This window comes from Streptomyces violaceoruber, assembly GCF_033406955.1.
GTDB lineage: Bacteria > Actinomycetota > Actinomycetes > Streptomycetales > Streptomycetaceae > Streptomyces > Streptomyces violaceoruber.
Window position 1 is genome coordinate 3827558 of record NZ_CP137734.1, and the last position, 25480, is coordinate 3853037.

General features: G+C 74.2%; 22 protein-coding genes. 14 read left to right on the forward strand and 8 right to left on the reverse strand.

Translation table 11 applies throughout. The features are described 5' to 3' along the window. Window positions 1-191 precede the first annotated feature (191 nt). On the forward strand, window positions 192-800 hold the full coding sequence (locus R2E43_RS16995; protein ID WP_093456648.1) for a flavin reductase family protein: 609 nt from the start codon (window positions 192-194) through the stop codon (window positions 798-800). Window positions 801-850: 50 nt separating this feature from the next. Beyond that, window positions 851-1321, forward strand: a complete 471-nt coding sequence (locus R2E43_RS17000) for a GNAT family N-acetyltransferase (RefSeq protein ID WP_011029549.1) — start codon at window positions 851-853, stop codon at window positions 1319-1321. Between the two features lie 18 nt (window positions 1322-1339). Here R2E43_RS17000 and arfB read toward each other — a convergent pair whose 3' ends face one another. Continuing rightward, window positions 1340-1777 carry an alternative ribosome rescue aminoacyl-tRNA hydrolase ArfB gene (gene arfB, locus R2E43_RS17005; RefSeq protein ID WP_003974697.1) on the reverse strand — a complete coding sequence of 146 codons (438 nt, stop codon included), beginning with the start codon at window positions 1775-1777 and terminating at the stop codon, window positions 1340-1342. Between the two features lie 157 nt (window positions 1778-1934). Between arfB and R2E43_RS17010 the strand changes: the two genes are divergently transcribed. Further along, window positions 1935-2510 carry a TerD family protein gene (locus R2E43_RS17010; protein WP_003974698.1) on the forward strand — a complete coding sequence of 192 codons (576 nt, stop codon included), beginning with the start codon at window positions 1935-1937 and terminating at the stop codon, window positions 2508-2510. A gap of 100 nt (window positions 2511-2610) precedes the next feature. Here R2E43_RS17010 and R2E43_RS17015 read toward each other — a convergent pair whose 3' ends face one another. Next, complete coding sequence (locus R2E43_RS17015) at window positions 2611-3282, reverse strand: response regulator (protein WP_011029548.1); 672 nt, start codon at window positions 3280-3282, stop codon at window positions 2611-2613. Next, window positions 3279-4565, reverse strand: coding sequence for a sensor histidine kinase (locus tag R2E43_RS17020; protein WP_011029547.1), 1287 nt, complete (start codon window positions 4563-4565; stop codon window positions 3279-3281). Before R2E43_RS17020 ends, R2E43_RS17015 begins: the two co-directional genes overlap by 4 nt. 250 nt (window positions 4566-4815) lie before the next feature. Between R2E43_RS17020 and R2E43_RS17025 the strand changes: the two genes are divergently transcribed. After that, window positions 4816-5385, forward strand: coding sequence for a GlcG/HbpS family heme-binding protein (locus tag R2E43_RS17025; RefSeq protein ID WP_003974701.1), 570 nt, complete (start codon window positions 4816-4818; stop codon window positions 5383-5385). A gap of 81 nt (window positions 5386-5466) precedes the next feature. Beyond that, complete coding sequence (locus tag R2E43_RS17030; RefSeq protein ID WP_191849979.1) at window positions 5467-6888, forward strand: M1 family metallopeptidase; 1422 nt, start codon at window positions 5467-5469, stop codon at window positions 6886-6888. Window positions 6889-6912: 24 nt separating this feature from the next. Here R2E43_RS17030 and R2E43_RS17035 read toward each other — a convergent pair whose 3' ends face one another. Together R2E43_RS17035 and R2E43_RS17040 are read right to left on the reverse strand one after the other, a co-directional pair. Further along, window positions 6913-7884 (reverse strand): GNAT family N-acetyltransferase, encoded by a 972-nt coding sequence (locus R2E43_RS17035; protein WP_003974703.1) that lies wholly within the window; start codon window positions 7882-7884, stop codon window positions 6913-6915. Window positions 7885-7893: 9 nt separating this feature from the next. Beyond that, window positions 7894-9030 carry an NAD(P)-dependent alcohol dehydrogenase gene (locus R2E43_RS17040; protein WP_003974704.1) on the reverse strand — a complete coding sequence of 379 codons (1137 nt, stop codon included), beginning with the start codon at window positions 9028-9030 and terminating at the stop codon, window positions 7894-7896. 115 nt (window positions 9031-9145) lie between these two features. On the opposite strand from R2E43_RS17040, the gene R2E43_RS17045 reads away from it, so the two are divergent. Together R2E43_RS17045 and R2E43_RS17050 are read left to right on the forward strand one after the other, a co-directional pair. Beyond that, window positions 9146-9745 carry a TetR family transcriptional regulator gene (locus R2E43_RS17045; RefSeq protein ID WP_011029545.1) on the forward strand — a complete coding sequence of 200 codons (600 nt, stop codon included), beginning with the start codon at window positions 9146-9148 and terminating at the stop codon, window positions 9743-9745. Window positions 9746-9927: 182 nt separating this feature from the next. Then, window positions 9928-10428: a hypothetical protein gene (locus R2E43_RS17050; RefSeq protein ID WP_003974706.1), complete on the forward strand. Its 501-nt coding sequence runs from the start codon at window positions 9928-9930 to the stop codon at window positions 10426-10428. Between the two features lie 11 nt (window positions 10429-10439). Here R2E43_RS17050 and R2E43_RS17055 read toward each other — a convergent pair whose 3' ends face one another. After that, window positions 10440-11144, reverse strand: coding sequence for a pentapeptide repeat-containing protein (locus R2E43_RS17055; RefSeq protein ID WP_332056329.1), 705 nt, complete (start codon window positions 11142-11144; stop codon window positions 10440-10442). A 164-nt stretch (window positions 11145-11308) separates the two neighbouring features. Here R2E43_RS17055 and R2E43_RS17060 point away from each other — a divergent pair, with 164 nt between their 5' ends. The 4 genes from R2E43_RS17060 (at window position 11309) to R2E43_RS17075 (ending at window position 16023) form a co-directional block, all read left to right on the forward strand. Further along, on the forward strand, window positions 11309-12469 hold the full coding sequence (locus tag R2E43_RS17060) for an NAD(P)-binding protein (protein WP_030867080.1): 1161 nt from the start codon (window positions 11309-11311) through the stop codon (window positions 12467-12469). A gap of 51 nt (window positions 12470-12520) precedes the next feature. Beyond that, window positions 12521-13501: a zinc-binding dehydrogenase gene (locus R2E43_RS17065; RefSeq protein ID WP_003974709.1), complete on the forward strand. Its 981-nt coding sequence runs from the start codon at window positions 12521-12523 to the stop codon at window positions 13499-13501. A gap of 79 nt (window positions 13502-13580) precedes the next feature. Then, window positions 13581-15092: an MFS transporter gene (locus tag R2E43_RS17070; RefSeq protein ID WP_011029543.1), complete on the forward strand. Its 1512-nt coding sequence runs from the start codon at window positions 13581-13583 to the stop codon at window positions 15090-15092. 49 nt (window positions 15093-15141) lie between these two features. Next, the gene (locus R2E43_RS17075) at window positions 15142-16023 is read left to right on the forward strand and encodes an aminoglycoside phosphotransferase family protein (RefSeq protein ID WP_332056330.1); all 882 of its coding nucleotides are present in this window, start codon (window positions 15142-15144) and stop codon (window positions 16021-16023) included. Window positions 16024-16048: 25 nt separating this feature from the next. On the opposite strand, the gene R2E43_RS17080 is transcribed toward R2E43_RS17075, so the two are convergent. Beyond that, complete coding sequence (locus R2E43_RS17080) at window positions 16049-19948, reverse strand: helix-turn-helix transcriptional regulator (RefSeq protein WP_332056331.1); 3900 nt, start codon at window positions 19946-19948, stop codon at window positions 16049-16051. Window positions 19949-20308: 360 nt separating this feature from the next. Between R2E43_RS17080 and R2E43_RS17085 the strand changes: the two genes are divergently transcribed. The 3 genes from R2E43_RS17085 to R2E43_RS17095 all read left to right on the forward strand — a co-directional run bounded on the left by R2E43_RS17085 (window position 20309) and on the right by R2E43_RS17095 (window position 23923). After that, window positions 20309-20968 (forward strand): helix-turn-helix transcriptional regulator, encoded by a 660-nt coding sequence (locus tag R2E43_RS17085; protein ID WP_011029539.1) that lies wholly within the window; start codon window positions 20309-20311, stop codon window positions 20966-20968. A 193-nt stretch (window positions 20969-21161) separates the two neighbouring features. Further along, complete coding sequence (locus R2E43_RS17090; protein WP_003974715.1) at window positions 21162-21839, forward strand: DUF4255 domain-containing protein; 678 nt, start codon at window positions 21162-21164, stop codon at window positions 21837-21839. A 5-nt stretch (window positions 21840-21844) separates the two neighbouring features. Next, window positions 21845-23923, forward strand: a complete 2079-nt coding sequence (locus tag R2E43_RS17095) for an ATP-binding protein (protein ID WP_030867063.1) — start codon at window positions 21845-21847, stop codon at window positions 23921-23923. Window positions 23924-23947: 24 nt separating this feature from the next. On the opposite strand, the gene R2E43_RS17100 is transcribed toward R2E43_RS17095, so the two are convergent. Next, window positions 23948-25405 (reverse strand): RICIN domain-containing protein, encoded by a 1458-nt coding sequence (locus R2E43_RS17100; RefSeq protein ID WP_011029536.1) that lies wholly within the window; start codon window positions 25403-25405, stop codon window positions 23948-23950. Between the last annotated feature and the right edge of the window lie 75 nt (window positions 25406-25480).

A 25480-nucleotide genomic window follows, 5' to 3' on the forward strand; every position in this document is an offset into this window, starting at 1 on the left:
CTCAAGTCACAACGAAACATGAACAATTGCGTGGGGTTTCCGGGCTTTCTGCGGCTTCCTCGCGCCTTTACCGAACGCAAAGTTTGTGGGGTATGGACACGTCTCCTCCCCCGCCTCCTCCGGTGGTCCTAGGTCCCGGTTCGGACCGGGGCCCGATGTCCGGCCCACGCCCCGGAGATTAGCGTGACGGAGTGCCGAATACTCCGCCTCTCACGTATCCCGGGTCCCTCGCGGCCCCCGCGTCCCCGTTGCCGTCGCCCGCCTCCGGGCATGCTGAGGGGGTGAGCAACGAGGAGTTCCGTGCCGCCATGTCCCGGCTGGCCTCGGGCGTGGTCCTGGTGACCGCGCAGGAGCCGCCGCTGGACCCGGACGACCCGCTGGCGCCGCGCGGCGAGGACGTCGGGATGACGGCCACCGCCTTCATGTCGGTGTCCCTGGACCCGCCGCTGGTCCTGGTCAGCCTGCGCGAGGGCTCCCGCATGGACGACCTGCTGGACGAACAGCCCCTGTGGGCCGTGTCGGTCCTCTCCGAGAGCCAGCGGCACATCGCGGGCCGCTTCGCGATGAAGGGCCGCGTCAGCGACCGCCTCCTGTTCGCGGACATCCCGTACGCGCGGGGGGAGGCGACCGGGGCGCCCCTGGCCGGCGGCGCCCTGGCGACCCTGGAGTGCCGCACCGAACAGCGGGTGCCGGCCGGCGACCACACGCTGGTGATCGGCCGGGTCCTGACCGCCACCCTGCCGAGCGCGGACGGCGGCCCGCTGACCTACTTCCGGGGCCGGTACCGGCAGCTGGGCTGAGCGCCTTCCCGCGACCCGAGCCGCCGGACAGGCCCTAATAGGGTGCGCGCATGACGACCAGCACCGGGCCCCGACTGGAGCCGATCACGCCCGCGAACATCGAGGCCGCCCTCGCCATCCGGGTGCGCCCCGAGCAGGAGTTCGCCGTCGACCCGGTGGTGAAGTCCCTCGCCGAGGCCTACGTCCACCCCGGGAAGGCCTGGCCGCGCCTGATCCTCGACGGCGAGCGTCCGGTCGGCTTCCTCATGGGCTTCTTCGGCGTCGACTGGTACGACGACGGCAGCGCGCTGCGCTCCGGCCTGTGGCGGCTGAACATCGCGGCGGAGGAGCAGGGCCGGGGATACGGCCGCTTCGCCGTGCGGGCGGTGGCCGCCGAGATACGGCGCCGCGGCGGCACGGAGTGCTTCGTCACCTGGCACCCCGGCGAGCACGGACCCGAGAACTTCTACCTGGGCCTCGGCTTCCGTCCGAACGGGGAGAAGTCCGAGGAGGAGACGGTCGGCGTGCTGGAGCTGGACTGAGACGCGGGTCCTTCCCGGTCAGTCCCAGCCCCGCGCGGAGCGCCCGCGCTTGGTGTCCGAGCGCTGCTTCTTCTCCCGCAGCCGGCGTTCGTTGATGCCGCGCGGTATGCGGGTCGGCCTGCGGGGCCGGGGCGGGGGCGCGGTGGCCTCGGCGAGGAGGGCGGCCAGGCGGACGGCGGCGGTCTCCCGGTTGCGCCACTGGGAGCGGTGCTCGGAGGCGCGGACGGTGACGACCCCGTCGGACAGGCGCCCGGCCAGCCGCTCCAGTGCCCGCTGCTTCCACACCTCGGGCAGGGCCTCGGTCCGCGCCAGGTCGAAGCGCAGCTCCACCGCCGTGTCCGTGGTGTTGACGTGCTGCCCGCCGGGCCCCGACGAGCGCGAGAAACGCCAGACCAGCTCGGCCTCGGGCAGGGAGACGGAGCCGCGGATGACATGGGGACCGGACATGCCCTCCATGTTCCCGTCCGCGGGCGGCCCGCGTCACTCGAATATCGTGATCCCGCTCTTGGTAAAGAAAGTAAAGAGAGGCGGAACCTTGTGGACCCCTCTCGACGTTCATGGTGGTAGCTGTAGCTTTCTTGCCGTACGTAAACGAGGGAAGGGACTCCCAACAATGGCTGTAAGCCTGTCCAAGGGTGGCAACGTCTCGCTCACCAAGGAGGCTCCGGGCCTGACCGAAGTCACCGTGGGGCTCGGCTGGGACGTCCGCACCACCACCGGCACCGACTTCGACCTCGACGCCTCCGCGATCGCGGTCAACACGCAGGGCAAGGTCTACTCCGACGCCCACTTCGTCTTCTTCAACAACAAGCAGACGCCGGACAACACGATCGTCCACACCGGTGACAACCGCACCGGCGAGGGCGCCGGCGACGACGAGGCGATCAACGTCAACCTGGCGGGTCTGCCGGCCGACATCGAGAAGATCGTCTTCCCGGTCTCGATCTACGACGCCGAGAACCGCTCGCAGAACTTCGGCCAGGTGCGCAACGCCTACATCCGCATCCTCAACCAGGCCGGCGGCGCCGAGATCGCCCGCTACGACCTGTCCGAGGACGCGGCCACCGAGACCGCCATGGTCTTCGGCGAGCTGTACCGCAACGGCGCCGAGTGGAAGTTCCGCGCCGTCGGCCAGGGCTACGCCTCGGGCCTGACGGGCATCGCCCAGGACTTCGGCGTGAACGTCTGAGGTTCACCCGCCCGTCGGTTCCGTACGAAGGCCCCCCGGACGTCCGGCCGGGGGGCCTTCGGCGTTCCGTCGGACGGGCGGACCGGGTCGGGTCGGGGCGTCACGGCAGCAGGCGCTGCTCCTTGGCCACGGCGACCGCGCCGGCCCGGGTGTCGACGCCGAGCTTGTCGTAGATGCGGCGCAGATGCGTCTTCACCGTGGCCTCGCTGATGAACAGGGCGCGGGCGATCTCCCGGTTGCCGAGCCCGGTGGCGAGCTGGGCCAGGATGTCGCGCTCGCGGTCGGTGAGGGCGGGGCGCGGCTTGCGCAGGTTGGCCATGACCCGGCCGGCGACCGGCCCGGACAGTGCCGTACGGCCCTGGGCGGCGGCGTGGATGGCCGCGAACAGCTCCTCGGGGCGTTCGGCCTTCAACAGGTATCCGGTCGCGCCCGCCTCGATGGCGCGGGTGATGTCGGCGTCGGTGTCGTAGGTGGTCAGGACCAGGACGTGCGGTGTCCGGGCGGGTTCGGCTCCGGTGGCGGCCGTGAGGCGGCGGGTGGTCTCCACGCCGTCGATGCCCGCACCGAGCTGAAGGTCCATCAGGACGACGTCCGGCGTCAGCCGTGCGGCGAGCGCGAGCGCCTCCTCGCCGGTGCCCGCCTCGCCGACCACCTCGATGCCGGGGGCGCTGTCGAGCAGGGCGAGCAGCCCGGCGCGTACGACGACGTGGTCGTCGCAGACCAGGATGCGCACGGGGGCGGAGGCCGGGCGGCGGGCGGCGGGGTCGGTCATCGGGGGGCCTCCTGCGGGCCGGCCGGATCTGCCGGGTCGGTTCGGGGCGGGTCCAGGGGGATCGCGGCGGACAGGGCGGTGCCCTCGCCGGGCGCGGACTCGACGGTCAGGGTGCCGCCGAGCTGGCGCAGGCGGGCGTGCATGGCCGGCAGCCCGTGCCCGCGCGTCCCGGCGGGGGCGTCGGACGGCCCGGCGGGGTCGAAGCCGTGTCCGTCGTCGGTGACGTCCAGGACGACCTCGTCGTCGAGGAGGGTGAGGCTGAGCGCGGCGGTGGACGCGCCCGCGTGCTCCCGGACGTTGGCCAGGGCGCCCTGGGCGATGCGCAGCAGGGCCGACTGGACGCGGTCGGGCAGCGGCGGCACGCGGGTCCCGTCGTCGACGTGGACGCGGACGGTGAGGTGGTCGCCGGACTCCCGGGCGGCCAGGGCCCGCAGCGCCGCCTCCAGGCCGCCGCCGCGGGCGAGGTCGGCCGGGGCCAGGTCGTGGACGAAGCGGCGGGCCTCGGCCAGGTTGTGCTCGGCGACGGAGGCGGCGCCCCGGACATGGGCGCGGGCCTTGTCCTGGTCCGACTCCCAGACCCGCTCGGCGGCCTGAAGCAGCATCCGCTGGCTGGACAGGCCCTGGGCGAGACTGTCGTGGATCTCCATCGACAGCCGCTGGCGCTCCGCGAGGGTGCCCTCGCGGCGTTCGGAGGCGGCGAGTTCGCGGCGGGTGCGGATCAGGTCGTCGATCAGGGCGCGCTGCCGGGCCGCCTGCCGTTCGGTGTGCAGGAACACGGCCGCGGCGATCGCGGCGACGGCGGGCGGGGCGAGCAGCAGGTTGGGGTCGAACCCCCCGGCGAGACGGAACTGCGCGGCGACGACGAGCACCGTCAGGACGGTGACCAGCACCAGCGCCGCCCGGGTGGGCAGAGTGCGCAGTCCGGTGTAGAAGAGGGGCACCGCACACCAGGAGAAGCTGGGTGCGAGGACGACGAGCACCATCCACACCACGACCACGAGGCCCAGCCGGACCAGCCGTCGCCGGGCGGCCGGGGTGCCGGGACCGGACGGCCCGGGGCCGCTCAGGACCGGCCCGAGCAGGTGCAGCACCGCGAGGGTGAGGGACAGCGCGAGGATCCACGGGGTGCGGGGCTCTCCGGGGTGGCGCAGCAGGAAGCGGGCGAGGGCACCGCCGAGCAGCAGGAAGAACGCCACGTGCATCACGGCGCCGAGCCACCGGCGGTCCGCGTCGGCCGTGTCACCCGAGGTGTTCGAGGCGTAGGAGTCGTACGGCTTCGGCATCCGGCACCCGCCTCCTCTCGCCCGTCGCGCCCGCTCCGCTGTTTTACAACGTGCCGCAGAAGACCGCTGAGCTGCACGAACACTCCCATGGTGCCCTCTTTGGATGCCCCGCGGGTCAACCGATCGGACGACCCCTCCGTCGCCCGTTCCGTCGCCCACGAGCAACCGGAACGGCGACCGTGCGCCCCCGGTGCGGGCCGGAGAGTGGAGAGCACGAAGCCGACCGCCTCACCCGCAGGAGCAGACCGCCATGAAGAAGACCCTCTCCCGCCGTGCCCGCATCGCCACCGGCGGTGCCGTGCTCGCCGCCGTCGCCGCCGGCACCTTCGGCACGGTGGCCGCGAACGCCTCCGCCCCCGAAGCGGCCCAGGACTCCGCGGTCTCGGCCGCCCCGGCCGCCGCGGCCGGCAAGCGCGACACCACCACCTCCACCCATCTGACGATCGACGCCGCCACCGAGGCCGCGCAGGCCGCGCTGAAGGCCGCCAAGAAGGAGGGCCAGCGGATCACGGTCGCGGTCGTCGACCGCAACGGCAACACGATCCTCACCATGCGCGGCGACGGCGCCGGTCCGCAGTCCTACGCGTCGGCCGAGAAGAAGGCGTACACGGCCGTCTCCTGGAACGCCCCGACCAGCGAGCTGGAGGGCCGCCTGGAGAACGCCCCGAACCTGAAGGACATCCCGGGCACGCTGTTCCTGGGCGGCGGCGTCCCGGTCACCGCGGACAAGGCGCCGATCGCCGGTATCGGAGTCGCGGGCGCCCCGTCCGGCACCCTGGACGAGAAGTTCGCCCGGGCCGGGGCGGCGGCGCTGCGCTAGGTACCGCCCGGCCCGCCGCCTCCGGTCCCAACAGCCGCTCCCGGCGGGCGTTTCACGTGAAACACCCCATAGGATCACGAGGTGCGCACCCCCCGTCTGCTCGTAGCCGCCGCCACCGTCGTCGCCCTCGCGGCGTGCAGTGGCGGCGGCGCGGTCGAGGGCACTCCCGGCGGCTCGGGCGTGCGCGACCCGTACTTCCCCAAGGCGGGCAACGGGGGCTACGACATCGGTCACTACGACCTGAGGCTGGACTACGCCCCCGACGCCGATGCCGGCTCCGGCGCCGGGCACCTCACCGGCACCGCGACGATCACCGCCCGTGCGACCCGCGACCTGTCGGCCTTCGACCTCGACCTCAAGGGCCTGGACGTGGAGGAGGTCACGGTCGAGGGCCGGGACGCCCGGTTCAACCGGGCCGGACAGGAACTGACGGTCCGCCCGGCCGAGGAGCTGAACGACGGGGAGACGTTCCGGGTGACCGTCCGGTACTCCGGCGAGCCGGAGACCATCACCGATCCCGACGACTCCGAGGAGGGCTGGCTGCCCACCGCCGACGGCGCGGTCGGGCTGGGCGAGCCGACGGGCTCGATGGCCTGGTTCCCCGGCAGCCACCACCCCTCCGACAAGGCGACGTACGACCTCGCGATGACCGTGCCCGAGGGCCTCGGCGTGGTCTCCAACGGCGAGTTGCGGGACGAGCGGACCCGGGGCGGCCGTACGACGTTCACCTGGCACACCGCCGAGCCGATGGCGAGCCATGTCGTCACCGTCGCCGTCGGTGAGTGGGAGACCGCCCGTTCCACCACGGACGACGGTCTGCCGGTGTACACGGCCGTCGACCCGACGCAGGCCGACGCGAGCCGGAAGGTCCTGAAGCGGATCCCCGAGATCATGAACTGGGCCGGGGAGAACTTCGGCCCCTATCCCTTCTCCTCCACCGGCGCGATCGTCGACCGCGACGAGGACGCCGGGTACGCCCTGGAGACCCAGAACCGGCCCTACTTCCCCGGCACCCCCGACACCGTCCTGCTCGTCCACGAACTCGCCCACCAGTGGTACGGGAACTCCGTCAGCCCGAAGACCTGGCGGGACATGTGGCTCAACGAGGGCTTCGCCACCTACGCGGAGTGGCTGTGGGAGGAGGACCACGACGGCGACACCGCGCAGGAGACCTTCGAGGCGCTCTACGACGGCACGTACTACGACGACGAGGACGCGAACGACTCGATCTGGGCGTTCCCGCCCGCGGACCCGCCCGACGCCGCGCACATCTCCGACAGCCCCGTCTACCAGCGGGGCGCGATGGTCCTGCACAAGATCCGCGAGACGGTCGGCGACGACGCCTTCCGGGAGTTGCTGCACGGCTGGGCCGCCGCCCACCGCCACGGCAACGCGGACACCGAGGACTTCACGGCGTACGTGGAGAGGTCGGCGCCGGACGAGGACTTCTCGGAGATCTGGGCGGACTGGCTGCGCGGGGACGGCCGGCCGGACGCGCCGTGAGCCGCCCGCTCGTCCACCGCCGCCTCACCCCTCGCGGCCCCCGAACGTCTCCAGCAGCAGGGCCAGGTCCGGCGGCCAGAGCGGCTCGGGCGCCTCGGCGAGTTCGGCCCGGCTCCACCAGCGCCAGGTGAGGATGCCGTCCGCGGCGTGCGCGGCGGCCAGGTGGGGGCCGGTGGGCTCCCGGCGGGGCCCCTGGGCGACGTAGATGTGCTCGTACTGGCGGACGGGGCCGACGCTCAGGTGGGTGAAGTCGTGTTCCCAGGTGCAGAGCAGCGGGCCCGGTTCCAGGTCGGTCCAGCCGGTCTCCTCGCGCACCTCGCGCAGGGCGCCCTCGCGGGGGTTCTCATCCGCCTCCAGGCCGCCGCCGGGCATCGCCCAGTGCACGCCGACCTCGACGTTGTCGTAGCGCAGGAGGAAGACGGCGCCCTCGGGGTCGAGCACGGCGACGCGGGCGGCGCGGCGCGGGGTGCGCGGCTTGTCGCTCGCCAACTCCCTGCGCAGCACGGTGCAGGGGCGCTCGGCCCCGAGGTCGCGGCGGTGGTCCAGGACCCGGTAGCCGAGGGCCGTCCAGAAGGAGAGCGCGTCGGTGTTGCCGTCGAGGACGGCGAGCCGTACGGCGGTGCGGCCCGCGGCGCGGAAACGGTCCTCGACGAGGGAGACGAGCCGACTGCCGTGGCCCTGCCGGGTCAGCCCCGCGTCCACCATCAGCAGCCCGATCCAGGGGTCCGGGTCGGACGGGTCGGGGTGCCGGGCGAGCGTCACCGCGACCCCGACCAGCCGGCCCGCGTCCCTGGCCAGCAGCACCTCGGCGCCGGGCCGCGCCAGTTCGTCGGCGAGCGCGGTCGCGACCTGCTCCGGACGGATGTCCTCCGGGTCGGGGAAGTCGCCGCTGAGCGCGTGGAAGGCGCGGTGGGAGGCGTAGAGGGCGGTCAGTTCGGTGAGCACGGGGCCCGGGATGTCGTGGTCGGGGGTGAGGGCGAGCGGGGTGAGGATCACCCCGGCAACCTATCCGGCCGCCGGGTCCTGCGGCCCGGACCGATCCGGGCCGCGGAGGTCGGGGTCGGAGGGGTCGGAGAGGCCGAGGTCGGGGAGTCCGGAGTGGTCGAGGTCGGAGAGGTCGAGGACGAAGCGGTGGCGGACGTCGCCCCGGTCCAGGCGGTCGAGGGCCTCGTTCACGCGGGCGGAGGGGAGGAGTTCGATGTCGGCGGTGATGCCGTGCTCGGCGCAGAAGGCCAGCATCTCGGCGGTGCCCTTCCGGCCGCCGCTGCCCGCGGAGCTGAGTTTCTTGCGGCCGATGAGCAGGTCGAGGGTCTCCACGGTGACCGGTCCGAGGTGCCCGAGGTGGCTGAGCGTGCCGTCCAGCGCGACCAGGCGGAGGTAGGCGCCGAGGTCGTGCGGGGCGGAGACGGTGTCCACGACGATGTCGAACCGCTCGCGGGCGGCGGCCAACCGCTCGGGGTCCGTCGAGACGACGAGTTCACGCGCGCCCAGTCTGCGCGCGTCCTCGGCCTTGTCCGGCGACCGGCTGATCACCGAGGTGTCGGCGCCGAGCGCGACCGCGAGTTTCACGGCGAGGTGGCCGAGGCCGCCGAGACCGGCCACGGCGACGCGGGTGCCGGGTCCGGCGCCGAGGGCGCGCAGGGGCTCCCAGACGGTGATCCCGGCGCACAGGAGCGGGGCGGCGGCGGCCGGGTCCAGAGCGGCCGGGAGGGCGTACGCGAACCGTTCGCCGAGCACGTACTCACGGGAGTAGCCGCCGAGGGTGGTCGATCCGTCGCGGCGGTCGGTGCCGCCGTAGGTCAGGGTGGGGAAGGAGTGGCAGAAGTTCTCCTGGCCGATCCGGCACATGGCGCAGGTGCCGCAGGAGTCGACGATGTTGCCGACCGCGACCGGGTCTCCGGGCCGGAAGCGGGTGACGGCGGTGCCGGTCTCGGTCACCACGCCCGTGAACTCGTGCCCCGGTACGAGGGGCCGCGGGCCGCTGCCGTCGGCGGCCCCGGCCCGGACGGCGTGCAGGTCCGTGTGGCAGACGCCGCAGTAGTCGACCCGGACGGCGAGGTCGTCGGGGCGCAGGTCGCGCCGTTCCAGCGGTGCGCGGCGCAGCGTCGGCCCGGTCGCCTGCCAGCCCACGGTGGTCCTCATGGCTCTCTCCGACTTCTTAGACAGACTGTTCGGTCTATTTTTTGGGCGAGCCTAGGCGCCCCTGCGCCAGCAGGCAAACCAACTGTTCTGTTTGAGCGTGGGATATTCTGCGGAGATGCCCGACCGCACCCCCGACCAGCCCCTGACCTCCCGCGGCGCCGCCACCCACCGGCGCATCCTGGACGTCGCGACCCGGGAGTTCGCCGAGCACGGGATCGCCGGGGCGCGCGTCGAGCGGATCGTGGCCGCCGCCCGCACCAACAAGGCCCAGCTCTACGCGTACTTCGGCAGCAAGGACGGGCTGTTCGACGCGATCTTCTTCGGCTCGCTGGACCGCATCGTGAACGTCGTGCCGATCGACGCCGACGATCTCGCGGACTGGGCCGTGCGCCTCTACGACGAGTACCTGTGCCGCCCCGACCTGATCCGGCTGGCCACCTGGGCGCGGCTGGAGCGGCGTCCGGCGGGGCACCTGGTCGACGACGCCGACCGCCGCGACGACGCCAAGCTGCGGGCCGTCGCCGAGGCGCAGGCGGCGGGCCGGGTGCGGCCGGGGGACCCGTTCGACGTGCTGGCCCTCGTCATCGCCATGTCCATGGCCTGGTCACCGGTCAGCAACGTCTACGCGGCGACCGCCGACGAGCCCGACGACGTGCACGAACGCCGCCGCGCCCTGCTCCGCGACGCGGTCCGCCGCGCCACGGCACCGGACTGACGCCGGCGGGCCCCGGCCACTCGGCCGCCCTCTGCGGCCCGGTCCTCTGGAGCCCGGTGAGACGGGGGGCGGGTGGAAAAGCCGGTACTCGCGGCGCAGTCGGCCCCGTCACGGCCCGCGGCCGTGCTCGCGGGCGCGGACCCGTCCGTCTCCGCGCCCCCGTCCGTGACACCATCACCTGCGTGCTCGACATCGGCTACGCCCTCTCCACCCGCTTCCCGGACCCGCCGCAGACGGACTACCGGCGCGCGGACGTCCACGCACTGCGCCACGACCTGTTCTGCGGGGACGTGTATCTCGCCGACACCAAGGCGGACCGGGAGCTGTCCACAGCCTGGGGATGGGTGCCGGTGCTCGACTTCGCCTGGGCGCTGTGCGACATCGTCGAGCAGGTCGACCGGGACCCGGCGGGCTCCCGGGCGGCCCGGCCGCAGCGGGCGGAGCTGGACTTCACCGAGTCCACCGACCGCCTGCTCTTCGAGCGCCGCTTCGGCTGGGTCGACATCGAGGCGGAGTGGCTCCCGGCGGACGAGCCCCCGCTCTCCTTCTCCCACACCGAACTGCGCCGCGAGGCCCGGGACTTCCTCCACGACCTGCTCGCCGACCTCACCGACCTCCACGAGGACCTCGCGGACAACCCGGCCGTCTGGTCCCTCCAGGCCCGCTTCCCCCGGATCCCGTAGGCCCCGCGGGGCTACTCCTCCCCCAGCACCCGCACCCCCAGCTCCGCCGCCAGGACCGGGGCCAGGTCGAGGAGTTGGGTGGGGCTGATCACCGCGCCCGAGAGGCGGTCCACGCCGCGGGACAGGTCCAGTGGGGCGGCGCCGCGCAGGTCGACGTCGACGAGGGTGGCCGCGCTGAGGTCCGCCTGCTTCAGGGCGCAGTCCACGAACTCGACCCGCTCCAGACGGGCGCCCCCGAAGTCCGGCTCGACCAGCACGCAGCTCTCGAAGACGACGTCCTTGAGGCGGGCCCGGCGCAGATTGAGATAGTCGATCTTGCCGCCGCGGATCAGGACCCGCTCCAGGACGGCGCCGTGCAGCTGGGTGCCGCCGAGGCGGGCGTCGAGCAGCTCCACGTCGCGCAGCGTCGCCTCCGCGAGGTTCGTGCCGACACCCCGGACGCCGGTGAGGCGCGTGTCGAGCAGCCGGGCGGCGCGCAGTGACGCCTCGTCCAGCGCGCAGCCGGTCAGCGCGCAGTCCATGAAACGGGCGCCCGCGCCGTCCTGACCGGTCAGGTCCGTCTCCCGGAAGTCCAGCGCGTCGTAGTCCCCGTCCGGCTCCAGGCCGCCGTCGTCCTCGTACGGCGTGAGCGGCGGCAGGCGCAGCTCCGGGCGTCTCGCCGCCCGTACCGTCGCCGTGCCGCGCCCGCCCGCCGTTCCCGCCGCTCTCCTCGCCATGGGGACATGCTGCACCCCGCCACTGACATCCCTCTCCGGCCTGCGGAAATCTCCCTTCTTCCGGCCGGATGTCACATCCGGCGCCCCCTCGGCCGTCGTACGGGCAGACAGGCGCCGTGCCAGGCGACCCGACCGCGACCCCGAACCGAGGGAGAACCCGAGCCATGCATCGCATCACCGTCATCGGCGGCGGCTTCGCCGGACTGACCGCGGCCATCACCGCCGCCGAGGCGGGCGCCGAGGTCACCGTCCACGAGGCCCACCACACGCTCGGCGGGCGGGCCCGGACGGCCGACGGCCCCTACCGGACCAATGACGGCCCGCACGCCCTCTACAACGGCGGCCCGCACTGGGCCTGGCTGCGCCGGCGCGACCTGATCGGTCCGCTCGCGCCCATCCCGCCGCTGGAGGCGGCCCGGCTGCGGCTGCGGCACAAGGGGGCGCTGCGCCGCACCCCGCCGTTCGCCATGCTGAAACTGCTGCGCCGCGGGGTGGGGCCGGCGCCGGTCGACGTCGACTTCCTGACCTGGGCGACCGGGATCGCGGGTGAGGAGGGGGCCCGGGCCGCCGCCCACTACTGCGCGGTCGCCCTCTTCCACCACGATCCGGGGTCGCTGTCCGCGGCCTTCGTGCAGGAGCGGCTGCGCCGGGCCGCCAAGCTGCCGCCCGAGGCGCACTACCCGCGCGGCGGCTGGGCCGGGGTGGTGGACCGGATGGCCGCCCTGGCCTGGAACCTCGGGGTGCGGATGGAGACGCTGTCCCGCGTGGACACGCTGCCCACCGACGCCCCCGTCATCGTCGCCACGTCCCTCGACGCGGCCCGCCGGCTGCTGGACGACCCCGCGCTGACCTGGCCGAGCGGCCGCACCACCCTGGTCGACCTGGCCGTACGGACCCGGCGCGGCGACGCCTTCGCCGTCTCCGACCTGGACGCGCCGGGGTGGATCGAACGGTTCACCGCGCAGGACCGCACGCTCGCGCCGGCGGGCGAGCAGCTGATCCAGGGGCAGATCCCCATCGCGCCGCACGAGTCGAAGGCGGACGGCACCGCACGCGCCGAGCACCTGCTCGACCTGGGCTTCCCCGGCTGGCGCGAGCGGCTGACCTGGCGGCGCGAGGCGGTCGCGAACGGCCGTACCGGCGCCGTCGACCTGCCCGGAACCACCTGGCGCGACCGGCCGGCCGTCGACCGCGGCGACGGCGTCTACCTCGCCGGTGACCAGGTCGCCTCGCCCGGTCTGCTCTCCGAGGTCTCCTTCAACAGCGCCCTGACGGCGGTATCCCTCGCCCTCGGGCGGCGCGAGCTTGACCTCAAGCAGGCTTGAGGTCGTTGAGTGGGCCGGGAACAGCTCCGCTCCTCACCCTGGGGGTCCGCCATGCACGCCATCCGACTGCACTCCTTCGGCCCGGCCGGAAACCTCGTCCTGGAGGAGGTCGAGGACCCGGCGCCCGGCCCCGGCCAGGTCCGGGTCGCCGTCCGCGCGGCGGGCGTCCATCTCCTGGACACCGCCCTGCGCGAGGGCGTCCAGGGGCCCTCGCCCACGCTTCCGGAGCTGCCCACGATCCCCGGCCGCGAGGTCGCCGGCCTCGTCGACGCCCTCGGGGAGGGCGCGCCGGAGAGCTGGCTGGGCAGGCGCGTCGTCGCCCACCTCGGCTTCGCACCGGGGGGCTACGCCGCACTCGCCGTCACGGACCTCGCCCGCGTCCACGAGATTCCCGCGAACCTGGACTTCGCCGAGGCCGTCGCCATGATCGGCACGGGGCGTACGGCGATGGGCATCCTCCAGTTCGCCGACCTCGGGCCCGGCTCGGTGGCCGTGGTCCCGGCCGCCGCGGGCGGCATCGGCACGCTGCTGGTGCAGTACGCGAAGAACGCCGGCGCCACGGTGGTCGGCCTCGCGGGCGGTCCGGACAAGACCGCGCTCGTCGCCGCGAACGGCGCCGATCTCGCCGTCGACTACCTGGACCCCCAGTGGCCGGCGAAGGTCCGCGCCCACCTGGGCGGCGGGGAGGCCACGGTCGTCTTCGACGGCGTCGGCGGGGACGTCGCCCGCGAGGCGGTCGCCCTGCTCGGTCCCGGCGGCCGCCATCTGGTCTTCGGCTGGTCGGGCAAGGGCCTGCACGACGGCACCCCGTACGTCGTCGACGGCGTCTCCCAGCAGGTCCTCGGCCCGGTCATGATGGAGCGGGCCGGCGGCGCCAACCCCGTACGCACCCTCGAACTGCGCGCCCTCGCCGAGGCCGCCGAGGGCCGGCTCGTGCCGGCCGTGCACCGCTTCCCGCTCGCCGAAGCCGCCGCCGCGCACCGCGCCCTGGAAAACCGGGGGACCACCGGGAAGGTGGTCCTCGAACCATGACCGGCGGCCGGCGCACCGATCCGCCCGGCGGCTCGGGCAACGGGATGCGACCCGTCCCGAATCGTGGTGTTCTGGCGAAATGAGTGGCTCCCGGACAGGTCGGACAGGCGGACCCGCCGCGCCCGCGGAGGCCGATGCGCATCGCTGGTGGGCACTGGTGGTGATCGCCCTGGCCCAGCTGATGGTCGTCCTCGACGCGACGATCGTGAACATCGCCCTGCCCTCGGCACAGCGCGACCTGGACATGTCCGACGCCAACCGCCAGTGGGTGATCACCGCCTACACCCTCGCCTTCGGCGGCCTGCTGCTGCTCGGCGGGCGGGTCGCGGACCTGGTGGGGCGCAAACGCACCTTCGTCATCGGGCTGATCGGCTTCGCCGCCGCCTCCGCGATCGGCGGCGCCGCCACCACCTCGGCGATGCTCTTCGGCGCCCGCGCCCTCCAGGGCGTCTTCGCCGCCGTCCTCGCGCCGTCCGCGCTGTCCCTGCTGACGACCACGTTCACCGACCCTCGGGAACGCGGCAAGGCCTTCGGCATCTACGGCGCGCTGGCCGGCAGCGGCTCCGCGATCGGCTTCATCGTCGGCGGCGTGCTCACCGAGTACCTGAACTGGCGCTGGTGCCTGTACGTCAACATCCCCATCGCCGTCGTCGCCGTGATCGGCGCGTTCGCCCTGCTGCACGACCGCCCCGGCCACGCCGACGCCCGGCTCGACGTGCCCGGCGTGGTCCTCGGCTGCGGCGGTCTCGTCGCCCTCGTCTACGGCTTCAGCGAGGCCCAGCCCCGCGGCTGGACCGACCCGCTGGTGCTGGCCCTGTTCGGCCTGGCCGTGGTCCTCCTGGCCGCCTTCGTGTGGTGGCAGACCCGGGCGCCGACGCCCCTGCTGCCGCTGCACGTCATCCGGGAACGCAACCGCGCGGGCTGCTTCCTGACGATGATGCTGGCGGTCATCGGCATGTTCGGGCTGTTCCTGTTCATGACCTACTACCTCCAGGTCATCCTCGGCTACTCCCCCGTGCGCACCGGCTTGGCGTTCCTGCCGCTGACCGCCGCGATCGTGGTGGGCTCCACCCAGATCTCGGCCCGGCTGCTGCCGCACGTGGGCCCGCGCATGCTGATGGTCCCGGGGATGCTCCTCGCCTCCGGCGGCATGGTGATCCTCACGCGGATGACCGTGCACTCGGAGTACGTCGCCGAGATCCTCCCGGCGCTGCTCCTGATGGGCCTCGGCATGGGTCTGACCTTCATGCCGGTGTTCTCCACGGCCACCGCCGGGGTCGCCCCGAAGGACTCCGGCGTGACCTCGGCGACGGTCAACACCTCGCAGCAGGTGGGCGGCTCGATCGGCACGGCGCTGCTCAACACCATCGCGACCAGCACCAGCGCGTCGTGGATCGCCGCGCATCTGACCGACCCCGCGCAGCGGGACCTGATCGTGCGGGAGGGCATCGTGCACGGCTACACGGTCGCCATCTGGGTGGCGGCCGGGGTCATGCTGCTGGCGGGCGTGGTCGCGGGGGTGATGGTGACGGCCAAGGCGCCGAAGCACGGCACCCCGGCCGAACGTCCGGCGCCGGAGCCGGTCAGGTGAGCGGAAATCCGGGTGACCGCGCGGGCGCCCGCCGGTAGCGTCCGGTGCTGTGATCGATGTGCCCGAGGGACTCGCGACCGCGCAGGCGAAGTACAACGGGGCGGCCGGGCGGGCCTTCGTCGAGGGGCTGCCCGCGCTGGCGGCCGGGTTCCTGGAGCGGTGGGAGCTGCGGCTCGACGGGCCGTCGATGCACGGGTGGGCGGCGCTGGTCCTGCCGGTCGCGCGCCGCGACGGCACCGGGGCCGTGCTGAAGCTCCAGATCCTCGACGCCGAGACCGAGGGCGAGCCCCTCGCCCTGCGGGTGTGGGACGGGGACGGCGCGGTGCGGCTGCTCGACCACGACCCGGCCACCGGCACGATGCTCCTGGAGCGTCTGGACGCCGGCCGCATGCTCAGCCACGTCGCGGACTCCCGCGAGGCCGTCCTGGTCATCGCCCGCCTCCTCGCGCACCTCACCGCGACCCCCGCACCACCCGGCGTGCGCCGTCTCGGCGACATCGCGCGCGGCATGCTGGAGCGGACGCCCGGAACCCTGGAGCGCATTCCCGACCCGGCCGACCGGCGGCTGGTCGCCGACTGCGCCGCCGCCGTGCGGGAGGTCGTCGACGAGCCGGGCGACCGGCTGCTGCACTGGGACCTGCACTACGAGAACGTCCTCGCCGCGGACCGCGCCCCCTGGATCGCCATCGACCCCAAGCCGCTGGCCGGCGACCCGGGGTTCGACCTGCTGCCCGCCCTGGACAACCGCTACGACCCGGGCGAGACCAGGTGGCGTTTCGACGCCATGACCGACGTCCTCGGGCTCGACCGGGAGCGGGCCCGCGCCTGGTCCCTCGGCCGCGTGCTCCAGAACAGCCTGTGGAACGTCGAGGACGGCGACCCGCTGGAGACGGAGCAGATGGAGATCGGGCGGCTGCTGCGCGACCTGTGAGGACCGCGCGGGTCACCGGCGGTCCTCAGCACCGGGCGTCGGGGCGCGGCTCCCGTTCCCGGCGCCCGCCGCGCTCCAGGGCGGCCGGCAGCTCCGTCCTGCGCCGTATCCGCAGCTTGCGGTAGGTACTGGTCAGGTGGGTCTCCACGGTGCGCCGGGCGAGGTGCAGCAGGTCGGCGATCTCGGTGTTGGTGCGGCCGTCGGCGGCCAGTTCGGCGATCCGGCGCTCGCTGCCGGTCAGGGCGTCGGCGCCGGTGCGGGACGCCACCGGGCCGCGGGCGCCGCCCTCGCGCAGGGCCTGCCCGGCCAGGGTGAGCCAGCGCAGGGCGCCCTTGCGTTCGGCCAGTTCCGCCGCCTCGCGCAGCCGGGCCCGGGCGCGTCCGCGCTCGCCCGCGCCCAGGAGCTGGCGGCCCTGGGCGAGCAGCGCGGGGATCAGCTCCATGTCGGTGTCGGCGGGCGCGTCCCGCAGGGTCCGTACGGCCTCCTCGGCCAGTTCCAGGCCGCGGCGCCCGCCGGTGGCGGTGCCCAGCACGCGCAGGGCGCGGCCCACGGTGCGCGGGGTGTTCCACACCCGGGCCAGCCGCAGTTCCTCCGTCGCCAGGGCCAGCGCCTCGGGGCCGCCGCCCAGCGCCAGCCGGCATTCGGCGACGGCGGTCCGCCACGGGGTGACGACCGGGCTGATCACCTCCCGGGCCGCCTGGCGGCGCCCGCACTCCAGGAAGTCGTGCAGGGCGCCCGCCGGGTCGCCGGTGGCGGCGCGCAGCACGCCCCGCGCGTACAGGTAGCGGTTCAGCTCCCAGTTCTCCGGCACCTCGCGCAGGTCGAACCGGTCGGCGTAGTGCAGGGCCTCGTCGGTGCGGCCGGTGTGCACCAGGGCCATCAGGGCGTGGGCGTCCCGGTTGGTGGGTCCGGAGCCGGGTCCTGGCCCGCGGTCGGCGGCGAGGGCGAGCAGCCGGGCGTGGTCGCCGCGGGAGGCAACGATGTCGGCGCGGGTGTTGAGCAGCGCGTGCTGCATCGGGTGCAGCAGGGCGGGGTGCTGTCCGGCCAGGCCGCGTTCCACCAGCCGTTCGGCCTCGTCGAGTTCGTCGGCCCACTGGGCGACGGCGGCGGCCGTGCCGAGGAGGAAGGGTTCGGCCAGCGGGTCGGTGGGCTGGGCGAGCAGGTCCCGCACCCGGGCCATCGCCTCGTCGGCGGAGATCAGCGCGGCCGTCGCCGCGTACCGCACCAGCAGGGCCTGCCCCGCGGTGCCGACCAGCTCCGGGGAGTGCCGGCCGGTCTCGGACAGCCACCGGTACACCTCCTGCCGGGTCGCCAGGTCCTCGTCGGACAGCAGCGCGGTGGCGGTCTGCACGGTGCGGGCCAGGCCCGGGTGGCCGGACAGCCGGCCCTCGGTGCGGCGCAGCACCTCCATCGCCGTCCGGATCTCGCCGCGTCCCGCCAGGGCGGTGCCGAGGGCGACGGCCGTACGCACCCGGTTGCGCGGCTCGGCCGGCAGGTGCTGGGCCTCGGCGAGCCGGGCGATGGCGGCCGGGGTGTCGGCCGACGCGTACTCCAGGGAGCCCAGTTCGGTCAGCAGCCGCTGCCTGAGATCGTCGGACACCGGCTCGTCCAGCGCCCGGCGCAGATAGCCGACGGCGTCGGCGGGCCGGGCGTCGTGCACGGCGACGGTCACGGCGTCGCGCAGGACGCGCAGCGCCCAGGACAGCCCGACGGCCGGGGTGCGCAGCAGATGCCGGGCGACCGCCTCGACACGGTCGCCGCGGCGCAGCATCGCCTCCGCCGCCGACCGGTGCACGGCCTCGCGGCGCGGCCGGGGCCAGCCGGTCAGTACGGCGTCGCGCAGCAACGGGTGCGCGTAGCGGGGGCGGCCGCCCTCGTCGGGGCGCAGCAGACCGAGCCGCGTCATGGCGGCGAGCCAGCCCTCGATCCGCGCGGGGTCGGCCCCGGCCGCCTCGGCGAGCACGTCGACCGGGTCCCCGGCCGACCCCTGCGCCGGGGGCGGGGACGGGGTGCGCCACAGCGTCGTCCGGTGCGGCGCGTGGGCGGGCGGTCCGGTGCGGCCGTAGGCGGCGCGGGGCGCGGACTCGGTTCGTCCGTCGTACGGCCCGTCGTACGGCCCGTGGACCGGGTACGGCACCCCGTCGGCGGGTCCGGCGAGCTCGTCGGGGTGCGGATAGGGGCCGTGCTCCGGCAGCTCCGCGCCGGGACCGGGACCGCCGGGCAGCGGTGACCGCGGATCCGCGCCGCCGCCGGGGTCCGCGCTCCACACGTCCCGGCAGCCCGGCGCGATGTCCCGGGGCCGACGTGTCCGCGCCGTCGGCGTCTCATGGGTGTGCCGACGCACGGCGCCGACCACCGAGCCCTGAGGGTACGCAGCGTCCGACGGCGGGGCCTGCCCGTACACGCCGTCCAGCGGGGCCTGCCCGTACGCGCCGTCCGACAGTGGGGCTTGCCCGTACGCACCGTCCGACAGCGGGGCCTGCCCGTACACGCCGTCCGACGACGGGGCCTGCCCATACGCGGCATCCGGCGCAGACGCCTGCCGGTCCGCGGTACCGAACGGCGAAGCCTGCCGGTCCGCGCTGTCCGACAGCGAGGCCTGCCGGTCCGCGCCGTGCCACGGCGACGCCTGACCGTACCCACCGGCCGACAACTGGGTCTGCCCGTACGCACCGTCCGACGGCGGGGCCTGCGGGTACGCGGCACCCGGCGCAGACGCCCGCGGGTACGCGGCATCCGACGACGCCGGCCGGTCCGCGCCGTCCGACAGCGAGGCCTGCCGGTCCGCGCCGTGCCACGGCGACGCCTGACCGTACCCACCGGCCGACAGCGGGGCCTGCCCGTACGCACCGTCCGACGGCGGGGCCTGCCGGTACGCGGCACCCGGCGCAGACGCCCGCGGGTACGCGGCATCCGACGACGCCGGCCGGTCCGCGCCGTCCCACGGCGACGCCTGCCCGTACCCACCGGCCAACGGCGACGCCTCCCGGTACACGCCGTCCGACGGCGGGGCCTGCCGGTACGCGGCACCCGGGGCAGCCGCCCGCTGGCGTGGGAGGGCATGCCGGAGGGCGGCCCGGTGGTCCGGCGGGCCCGTGGGCCAGGCCTGTTCCAGGGCCGCCAGGCAGCGCGCCACGTCGGCCGTCGCGGGGCCCGCGCTGTTCAGCCACCAGGAGACGGCGGCCGGGTAGGACCCGGGGTACAGCGCGGCGCAGCTGTCCGGCACCGGCGGGACGCCGTCGGGGTGCGGGGTGCCGCCGAGGTCGTCCAGCAGGGCGTGCAGGAGCAGCGGGCTGCCCGCACCGGCCCGTACGCACTCCTCGGTCCAGCGCGCGGACGCGTCCGGGAAGGCCTCGCGGACCAGCGCGGCCGCCGCCGAGTCGCTGAGCGGGGCGAGAGTGTGGGTGCGCACCAGGGACGGCGACAGCGCCTGGGTGAGTCCGGCGGGCCGCGGGTCGACGTCGTACTGGCTGCGCTCGGTGGCGACCAGCAGTACCGGTAATCGGTCGACGTGCCGGGCCGCCTCTGTCAGCCAGCGGCGCGAGGAGTCGTCGGCGAGGTGGACGTCGTCGACGGCCAGCAGCACCGGTCCCTCGGCCGCGTAGGAGCGCAGCAGCCGCCACAGCCGGGCCGCGCTGCCCCGGTCGTCGCCGCCGGGCGCCGTGTCCGTGAACTCCGGTACCGGCCCGAGGAGGTGGAGGACCATGGCGAAGGGCACCGAGGTGTCCTCGGGCGAGCAGCGCACCCGCAGCACCCGCAGGCCGCGGTCCTCGGCGTGCCGGGCGGCGGTCTCCAGTACGGCGGTGCGTCCGGTGCCGCTGGCGCCGCGCAGCAGGACGAGGCGGCCGCTGCCGGCCCGGGCGCGCTCGATCTCGGCGGACAACAGCGCGTGGGCGTCGTCGCGTTCACGGAGCGGTCCGGTCATCGGTGCCTCCTGTGGTGGATGGTGCTCCCCCGGTGTGTCAGACGAACGACTGCGGTGAACGGTGGTGCGAAGTGGCGCGGGTCACGGTGGTCCGCGGCCGCCGCCACGGGCCCCCGCGACCGTGCGGGACCCCTCCGGCCTGCCGGGACGCCCGCGCGACGGCCGCCTGCCGCGGTCGGCACGCTGGTCTCGTGGTGTGCCTCGTGGTGCTCCACGATTGCGAAGTCCCAGCAGTCCCATAAGTGTGGAACCCGCACATCCGCTACCGGCCTGTGCCGGAGTGCGGGCACGTGAACAGGGGGGAAACGGTTGCTCAACTCACCCCGGAACACCACCACATCCATCACATCCGCGACATCCGTGGCGTCCGCGCACGGTCCGGGCAAAGCGGTCGGCGTCACCGACCGGCGGGTCCCGGTGGCGGTGTCCGCTCCGGACCCGATCAGCCGCGAGGGCGCGGTCAGCCAGTTGCGCCGGCACCCGGAGATCGACCTGCGCGAGGAGTCGGGGCCCGGCACGGTGGCCCTGCTCATCGAGGACGCGCTCGACGACGCGGCGCTCACCCGGCTGCGCCGGATCGTGCGCAGCGAGGGCGCGCGCGCCGTACTCGTGATCGGTGCGATCCGCGAGAGCGAACTGCTCGACGTGGTCGAGTGCGGCGTCGGCGCCATCGTCTGGCGGCACGAGGCCACCGCCCACCGCCTGGTGCAGGCCGTACTGGCCGCCTCGCGCGGCGACGGCGACCTGCCGGCCGACCTGCTGGGCCGGCTCATCAGCCAGGTGGGCACGCTGCACCGAGGCGCGGCGGGTCGCCCCGGCGCCCCCTCGCTGGGCCTCGCACCCCGAGAGGTGGACGTCCTGCGGCTGGTCGCCGAGGGTCTCGACACCGGAGAGATCGCCGGCAAGTTGTCCTACTCCGAACGCACCGTCAAGAACGTGATGCACGGACTCACCACGCGGCTTCATCTGCGCAACCGCGCCCACGCCGTGGCCTATGCCCTCAGGGAAGGCTACATCTGACCGAACGGGCAATCGAGAGCGGACCCGTCGGTCCGCACGGGCACCGCATCCTGCCCGTCCGTCGTCCCCGGGGCGCGTGCGGGCAGGACGGCCCGGAGGAACGATCGGTGAGAGCATCGGTGACAGCCACCGGTGACCGGCGGCAGCGGGCGGGCCGCGCGGACTCGAGTGCGGGCAGAGCGGGAGCGCTAGCGTGATCCACGAGGTGGACGAGGTCCTCAAGGCCCTCCTCAAGGGAGGGGCGTTGACGGACTCGGGCATCGACGTGGCCTTCGAGGCACCCACCCGTGACTGGGCGGCCCGGCGCAACGCGCCCGTGGTCAACGCCTACTTGTACGACATCCGCGAGGACGTGGGCCGTCGGCACCGCGGCCAGGTGGCGGTGCGCGACCAGGACGACATCGTCGTCAAGCGCCGCCAGCCGCCCCGCTGGTTCCGGCTGTCGTACCTGGTGACCGCCTGGACGAAGACCCCGCAGGACGAACACCGGCTGCTGTCCGCCGTACTGGCGACGCTGCTGCCCCGCGAGCAGCTGCCGCCCCACGAACTCCCCGGCGCGCTCGGCGCGATGAATCTGCCGGTGCCGATGACGGTGGCCGGTGTCCAGACCGAGTCCCGTTCCCTCGCCGAGATCTGGTCCGCCCTGGGCGGCGAGCTGAAGCCGTCCCTCGACCTGGTGGTGACCGCGCCCTTCCCGGCCTACCCCGAGTACGACGCCGGGCCCCCGGTCACCGAGGGCGCGACGGTCCGGATCGGCGGCGTCGAGGGCGACCCGCCGATGTCCGAGGGCCGCTCGCACCGGCCGCACCAGGTGGCGGCGGCCCGCGCGGCCCGCAAGGCCGTGACGGACGGCCGCACGAAACGACAGTGACGACCGTGACGACCGCCGACACCCGCGCTCCCGCCCCCGCCCCCGCCTCCACCACCGGCACCCCGGCCGGCGCCCCGCCCGGCGATTCCGGCCGGGCGCTGCTCGCCCGGCTCGAAGTCCTGCGGGAGCGGGTGGCGGCGCTGGTCGAGCACCGCACCGCCGACGACCCCACGGCCGACGATCCGCTGCGCGGCCTGTACCTGCCCGACGAGGCCGTCCACCACCTGCTGCGCACCTGGCCGTCCGCCGACGCCGACGGCGAGCCCGCGGGCGCGGGTGGGCCCGGGGAGCCCGTCCCCGCCCACGCTCCGGCCGGCCTCGGGGACCGGCTGGCCCGGCTGGCCGAGCAGGCAGGGCTGACCGAGCTGGACACAAGCGCCCTGCTCGTCGCCCTCGCCCCGGACGTCGACCGCACCTTCGAGCCGCTCTACGGCTACCTCAACAACGACGTGAGCCGCCGCCGCGCCACCGTGGGCCTCGCCCTCGATCTGTGCGGGGTGCCCGCGCACGTGGTCACGGCCCGGGCCCGCTTCCACGCCTCGGCCCCGCTGCGCGCCCTGGGCCTGCTGGAGGTCGAGGAACCCGAGCGTCCCTTCCTGACCCGTTCGCTGCGCATCCCGGACCGGCTCGTCGGCCACCTCCTCGGCGACGACACCCCGGACGCCGCGCTCCTCGGCCTGCTGCTCCCGATGCCGGGCCCGCTGCCCGCCGCAGGCGGCGACACCGACGTCTTCGTCCGGCGCCTGGCCGCCAGGCTGAAGGACGGCCCGCTCACCGCCTACCTGCGGGAACCACGCGAGGGCGACGGCCTGGCGGCCCTCGCCACCGTCCTGGACGCCGCGGGTGTCGACGCGTTGCGCTGCACCGCCCCCGAGGACCACGTACCCGAGCTGCTGCGCGAGGCCCGCCTCGGCGGCCGGGCGATCGTGGTGTCCGGCCTGCCCGAGAAGCCGGGCCCGTTCGTGCGGGCGCTGACCGCCGCGACCGACGTGACCGTACTCATGACGGACCCGCGCCCCTACGACCCCCACTGGGCCCCGGCCGACCCGCTCGTCCTGGACGCCCCGGGCCGCCGGGCCGGCGGTGTGGCCGTCTGGCGGGCCGCGCTGGGAGCCGACGCCGACGGCTTCGACCTGGCCACGGCCGTCGCCCCGTACCGGCTCGGCGGCGACCGCATCCAGCGGGCCGCGCACACCGCCCAGGCCCTCGCCGCCTTCGACGGCACCCCGGTCGCGGCCGAGCACGTCCGGCTCGCCGCCCGGCGTCAGTCGGCCTCCGGGCTGGAGAGCCACGCTCGCCGGATCCGGCCGGACGTGGACTGGCAGGACCTGGTACTGCCCCACAAACCCCTGGTCCAGCTCCGCGAGCTGGCCCTGCGCGCCCGCCACCGCGACCGGGTCCTCGGCGAGTGGCGGCTCAGCGCGGGCGGCGGCCGCGGCCGGGGCGTCCTCGGCCTGTTCGCGGGCGAGTCCGGCACCGGCAAGACGCTGTCGGCCGAGGTGGTCGCCGCCGACCTGGGCCTCGACCTGTACGTGGTCCAGTTGTCGTCGGTCGTCGACAAGTACGTCGGCGAGACCGAGAAGAACCTGGAGCGGATCTTCACGGAGGCCGACCGCACGGACGCCGTGCTCCTCTTCGACGAGGCCGACGCCGTCTTCGGCAAGCGCTCCGAGGTCAAGGACGCCCACGACAAGTACGCCAACATGGAGAGCGCCTACCTGCTCCAGCGGCTGGAGTCCTTCGACGGCATCGCCCTGCTCACCACCAACCTGCGCGCCAACATCGACGAGGCGTTCACCCGGCGCCTCGACCTGGTCGTCGACTTCCCGTTCCCGGACGTCGAGCAGCGCCTGGCGCTGTGGCGGCACAGCCTGTCGCGGGTCCCGTCCTCCGACGGCATCGACCCGGGCGTGCTGGCACGGGACTTCGAGCTGGCCGGCGGCTCGATCCGCAGCGCGGTCGTCACGGCCGCGTACCTGGCCGCCGGGCGCGACGACATGGTGACGGCGGACGACCTCCTGGAGGGCGCCCGCCGCGAGTACCGCAAGGCCGGGAGGCTGGTACCGGGGGAAGGCGGCTGGTGACGGCCGCCGGGCCCCCTCCGGCCGTCAGCCCTTCTTCGGGTGGATGATCTCCCACTCCTGGTCGTCGACGTTGCTGCAGTTGTCGAGCACCATCTTGGAGAAGAGGGCGCCGCCGTTCGCGCCCTCGACGCCGAGGCACTTCTGGTTGCTGGAGAAGTTGCGGATCCAGTAGGCCCCGCTCTCCTGCTTGTCGACCCACCAGAACTGGTTGTCGGTCGCGCTGGTGCTGTCGCACTTGAACTCGGTGACGGGCGTCCCCACGGCAACGGCACCGTGGTAGGGCAGGTCCATGCAGTACTGGTCCTTGATGTTCCGGATCTGGAAGAGGTCCGTCCCGCCGGGACCGGCCTTCGCGTACTTCACCTCGAGGTTCCAGATCTGGTTGTCCCCGTCGGTGTCGTCGCAGACGGCCTGCTGGACGGGTCCGTCGAGCTCGCCCTTCTCCCGTCCGGGGAGTTCGGCGCACATGTGGCTGGTGGTGTTCCGCAGCAGGATGTTCTGGGCGGGAACCACCGGCTTCGCGGCCGGCTTGGCGGGCTTCTTGGCCTCCCCGCCGCCGCCCTTGTCGCCGCCGTCGCCGTCGCCCTTGTCCTTCTCCGGCTCCTGGGTGCCCGGCGGCTGCTGCACCTGCGGCTGCTCGACGGGCGCGGACTCGGCACTGCTGGGGAGCGTCTCCGGAGTCGCGCTCGGACTGGGCGCCAGCGCCACACCCGCCTGCTCGGTCTGCTCCGTCGCACTCGTACGGACCTGCGGCTTGTACGCGATCCAGATCATCACGAACGCGATCGCCAACGCCAGGAAGATCCCGAAGAACGTCGCCAGCCAACGCGGCAGGAACCCGCGCTGGACATAGGTCCCCTCGATCTCCGTCGGATCAACCCCGGACCGCCGCACGGCCAGCGTGTACGGCCGCTCCTCCTTCGCACCGAACCAGATGATCCGCTTCGGCTTCAGCGTCGTCTCCACGAACGCCGCACGACCCGGCTCGATCTGCACATTCCCCGGCCGCACCTCGTACGACAGATGATCACCATGATCACTGCCCGCGATCGACGCCGTCACCTTCGTATTGCCCAGGTTGTCCACGGCGAGCCGCGGCCGGCCCCGGAACCGGCCCTTCACCGTCGGCGGCACCAACTCGGCCCGCACCTCGGTGAACGCCGTGATCGTCAGGTTCCCCTCCGGAACCGTCACCGCATCCGGATGCTCCGTCGGAAGAATCCGCACCGCATACGGATTCGGCCCCGCCACCGCATCAGACGTACGGGGAGGAGCGAACGTCAGCTCCACCGTCCCCGTCGTCCCCGGATACAACCGCAGCGTCTGCGGCTCCACCGTCGTCCAGGGAGCCACATCCCCCACTGGCTCGAACCGGTACTCATCCACCACGTCACCGGTATTACGCACCCTCAGGCGCACACGCGTACTACTGCCGGGGTCCACAGTCGCGGACGCGGGCTCCAGGGAAGTCCACAGGCTCACACGCCGACGCTACGGGTGAACTCCCCAGCGGTCAGCGGCACTCGGGGCAGTACTCGCTGCCCCGAGGTACCTGAT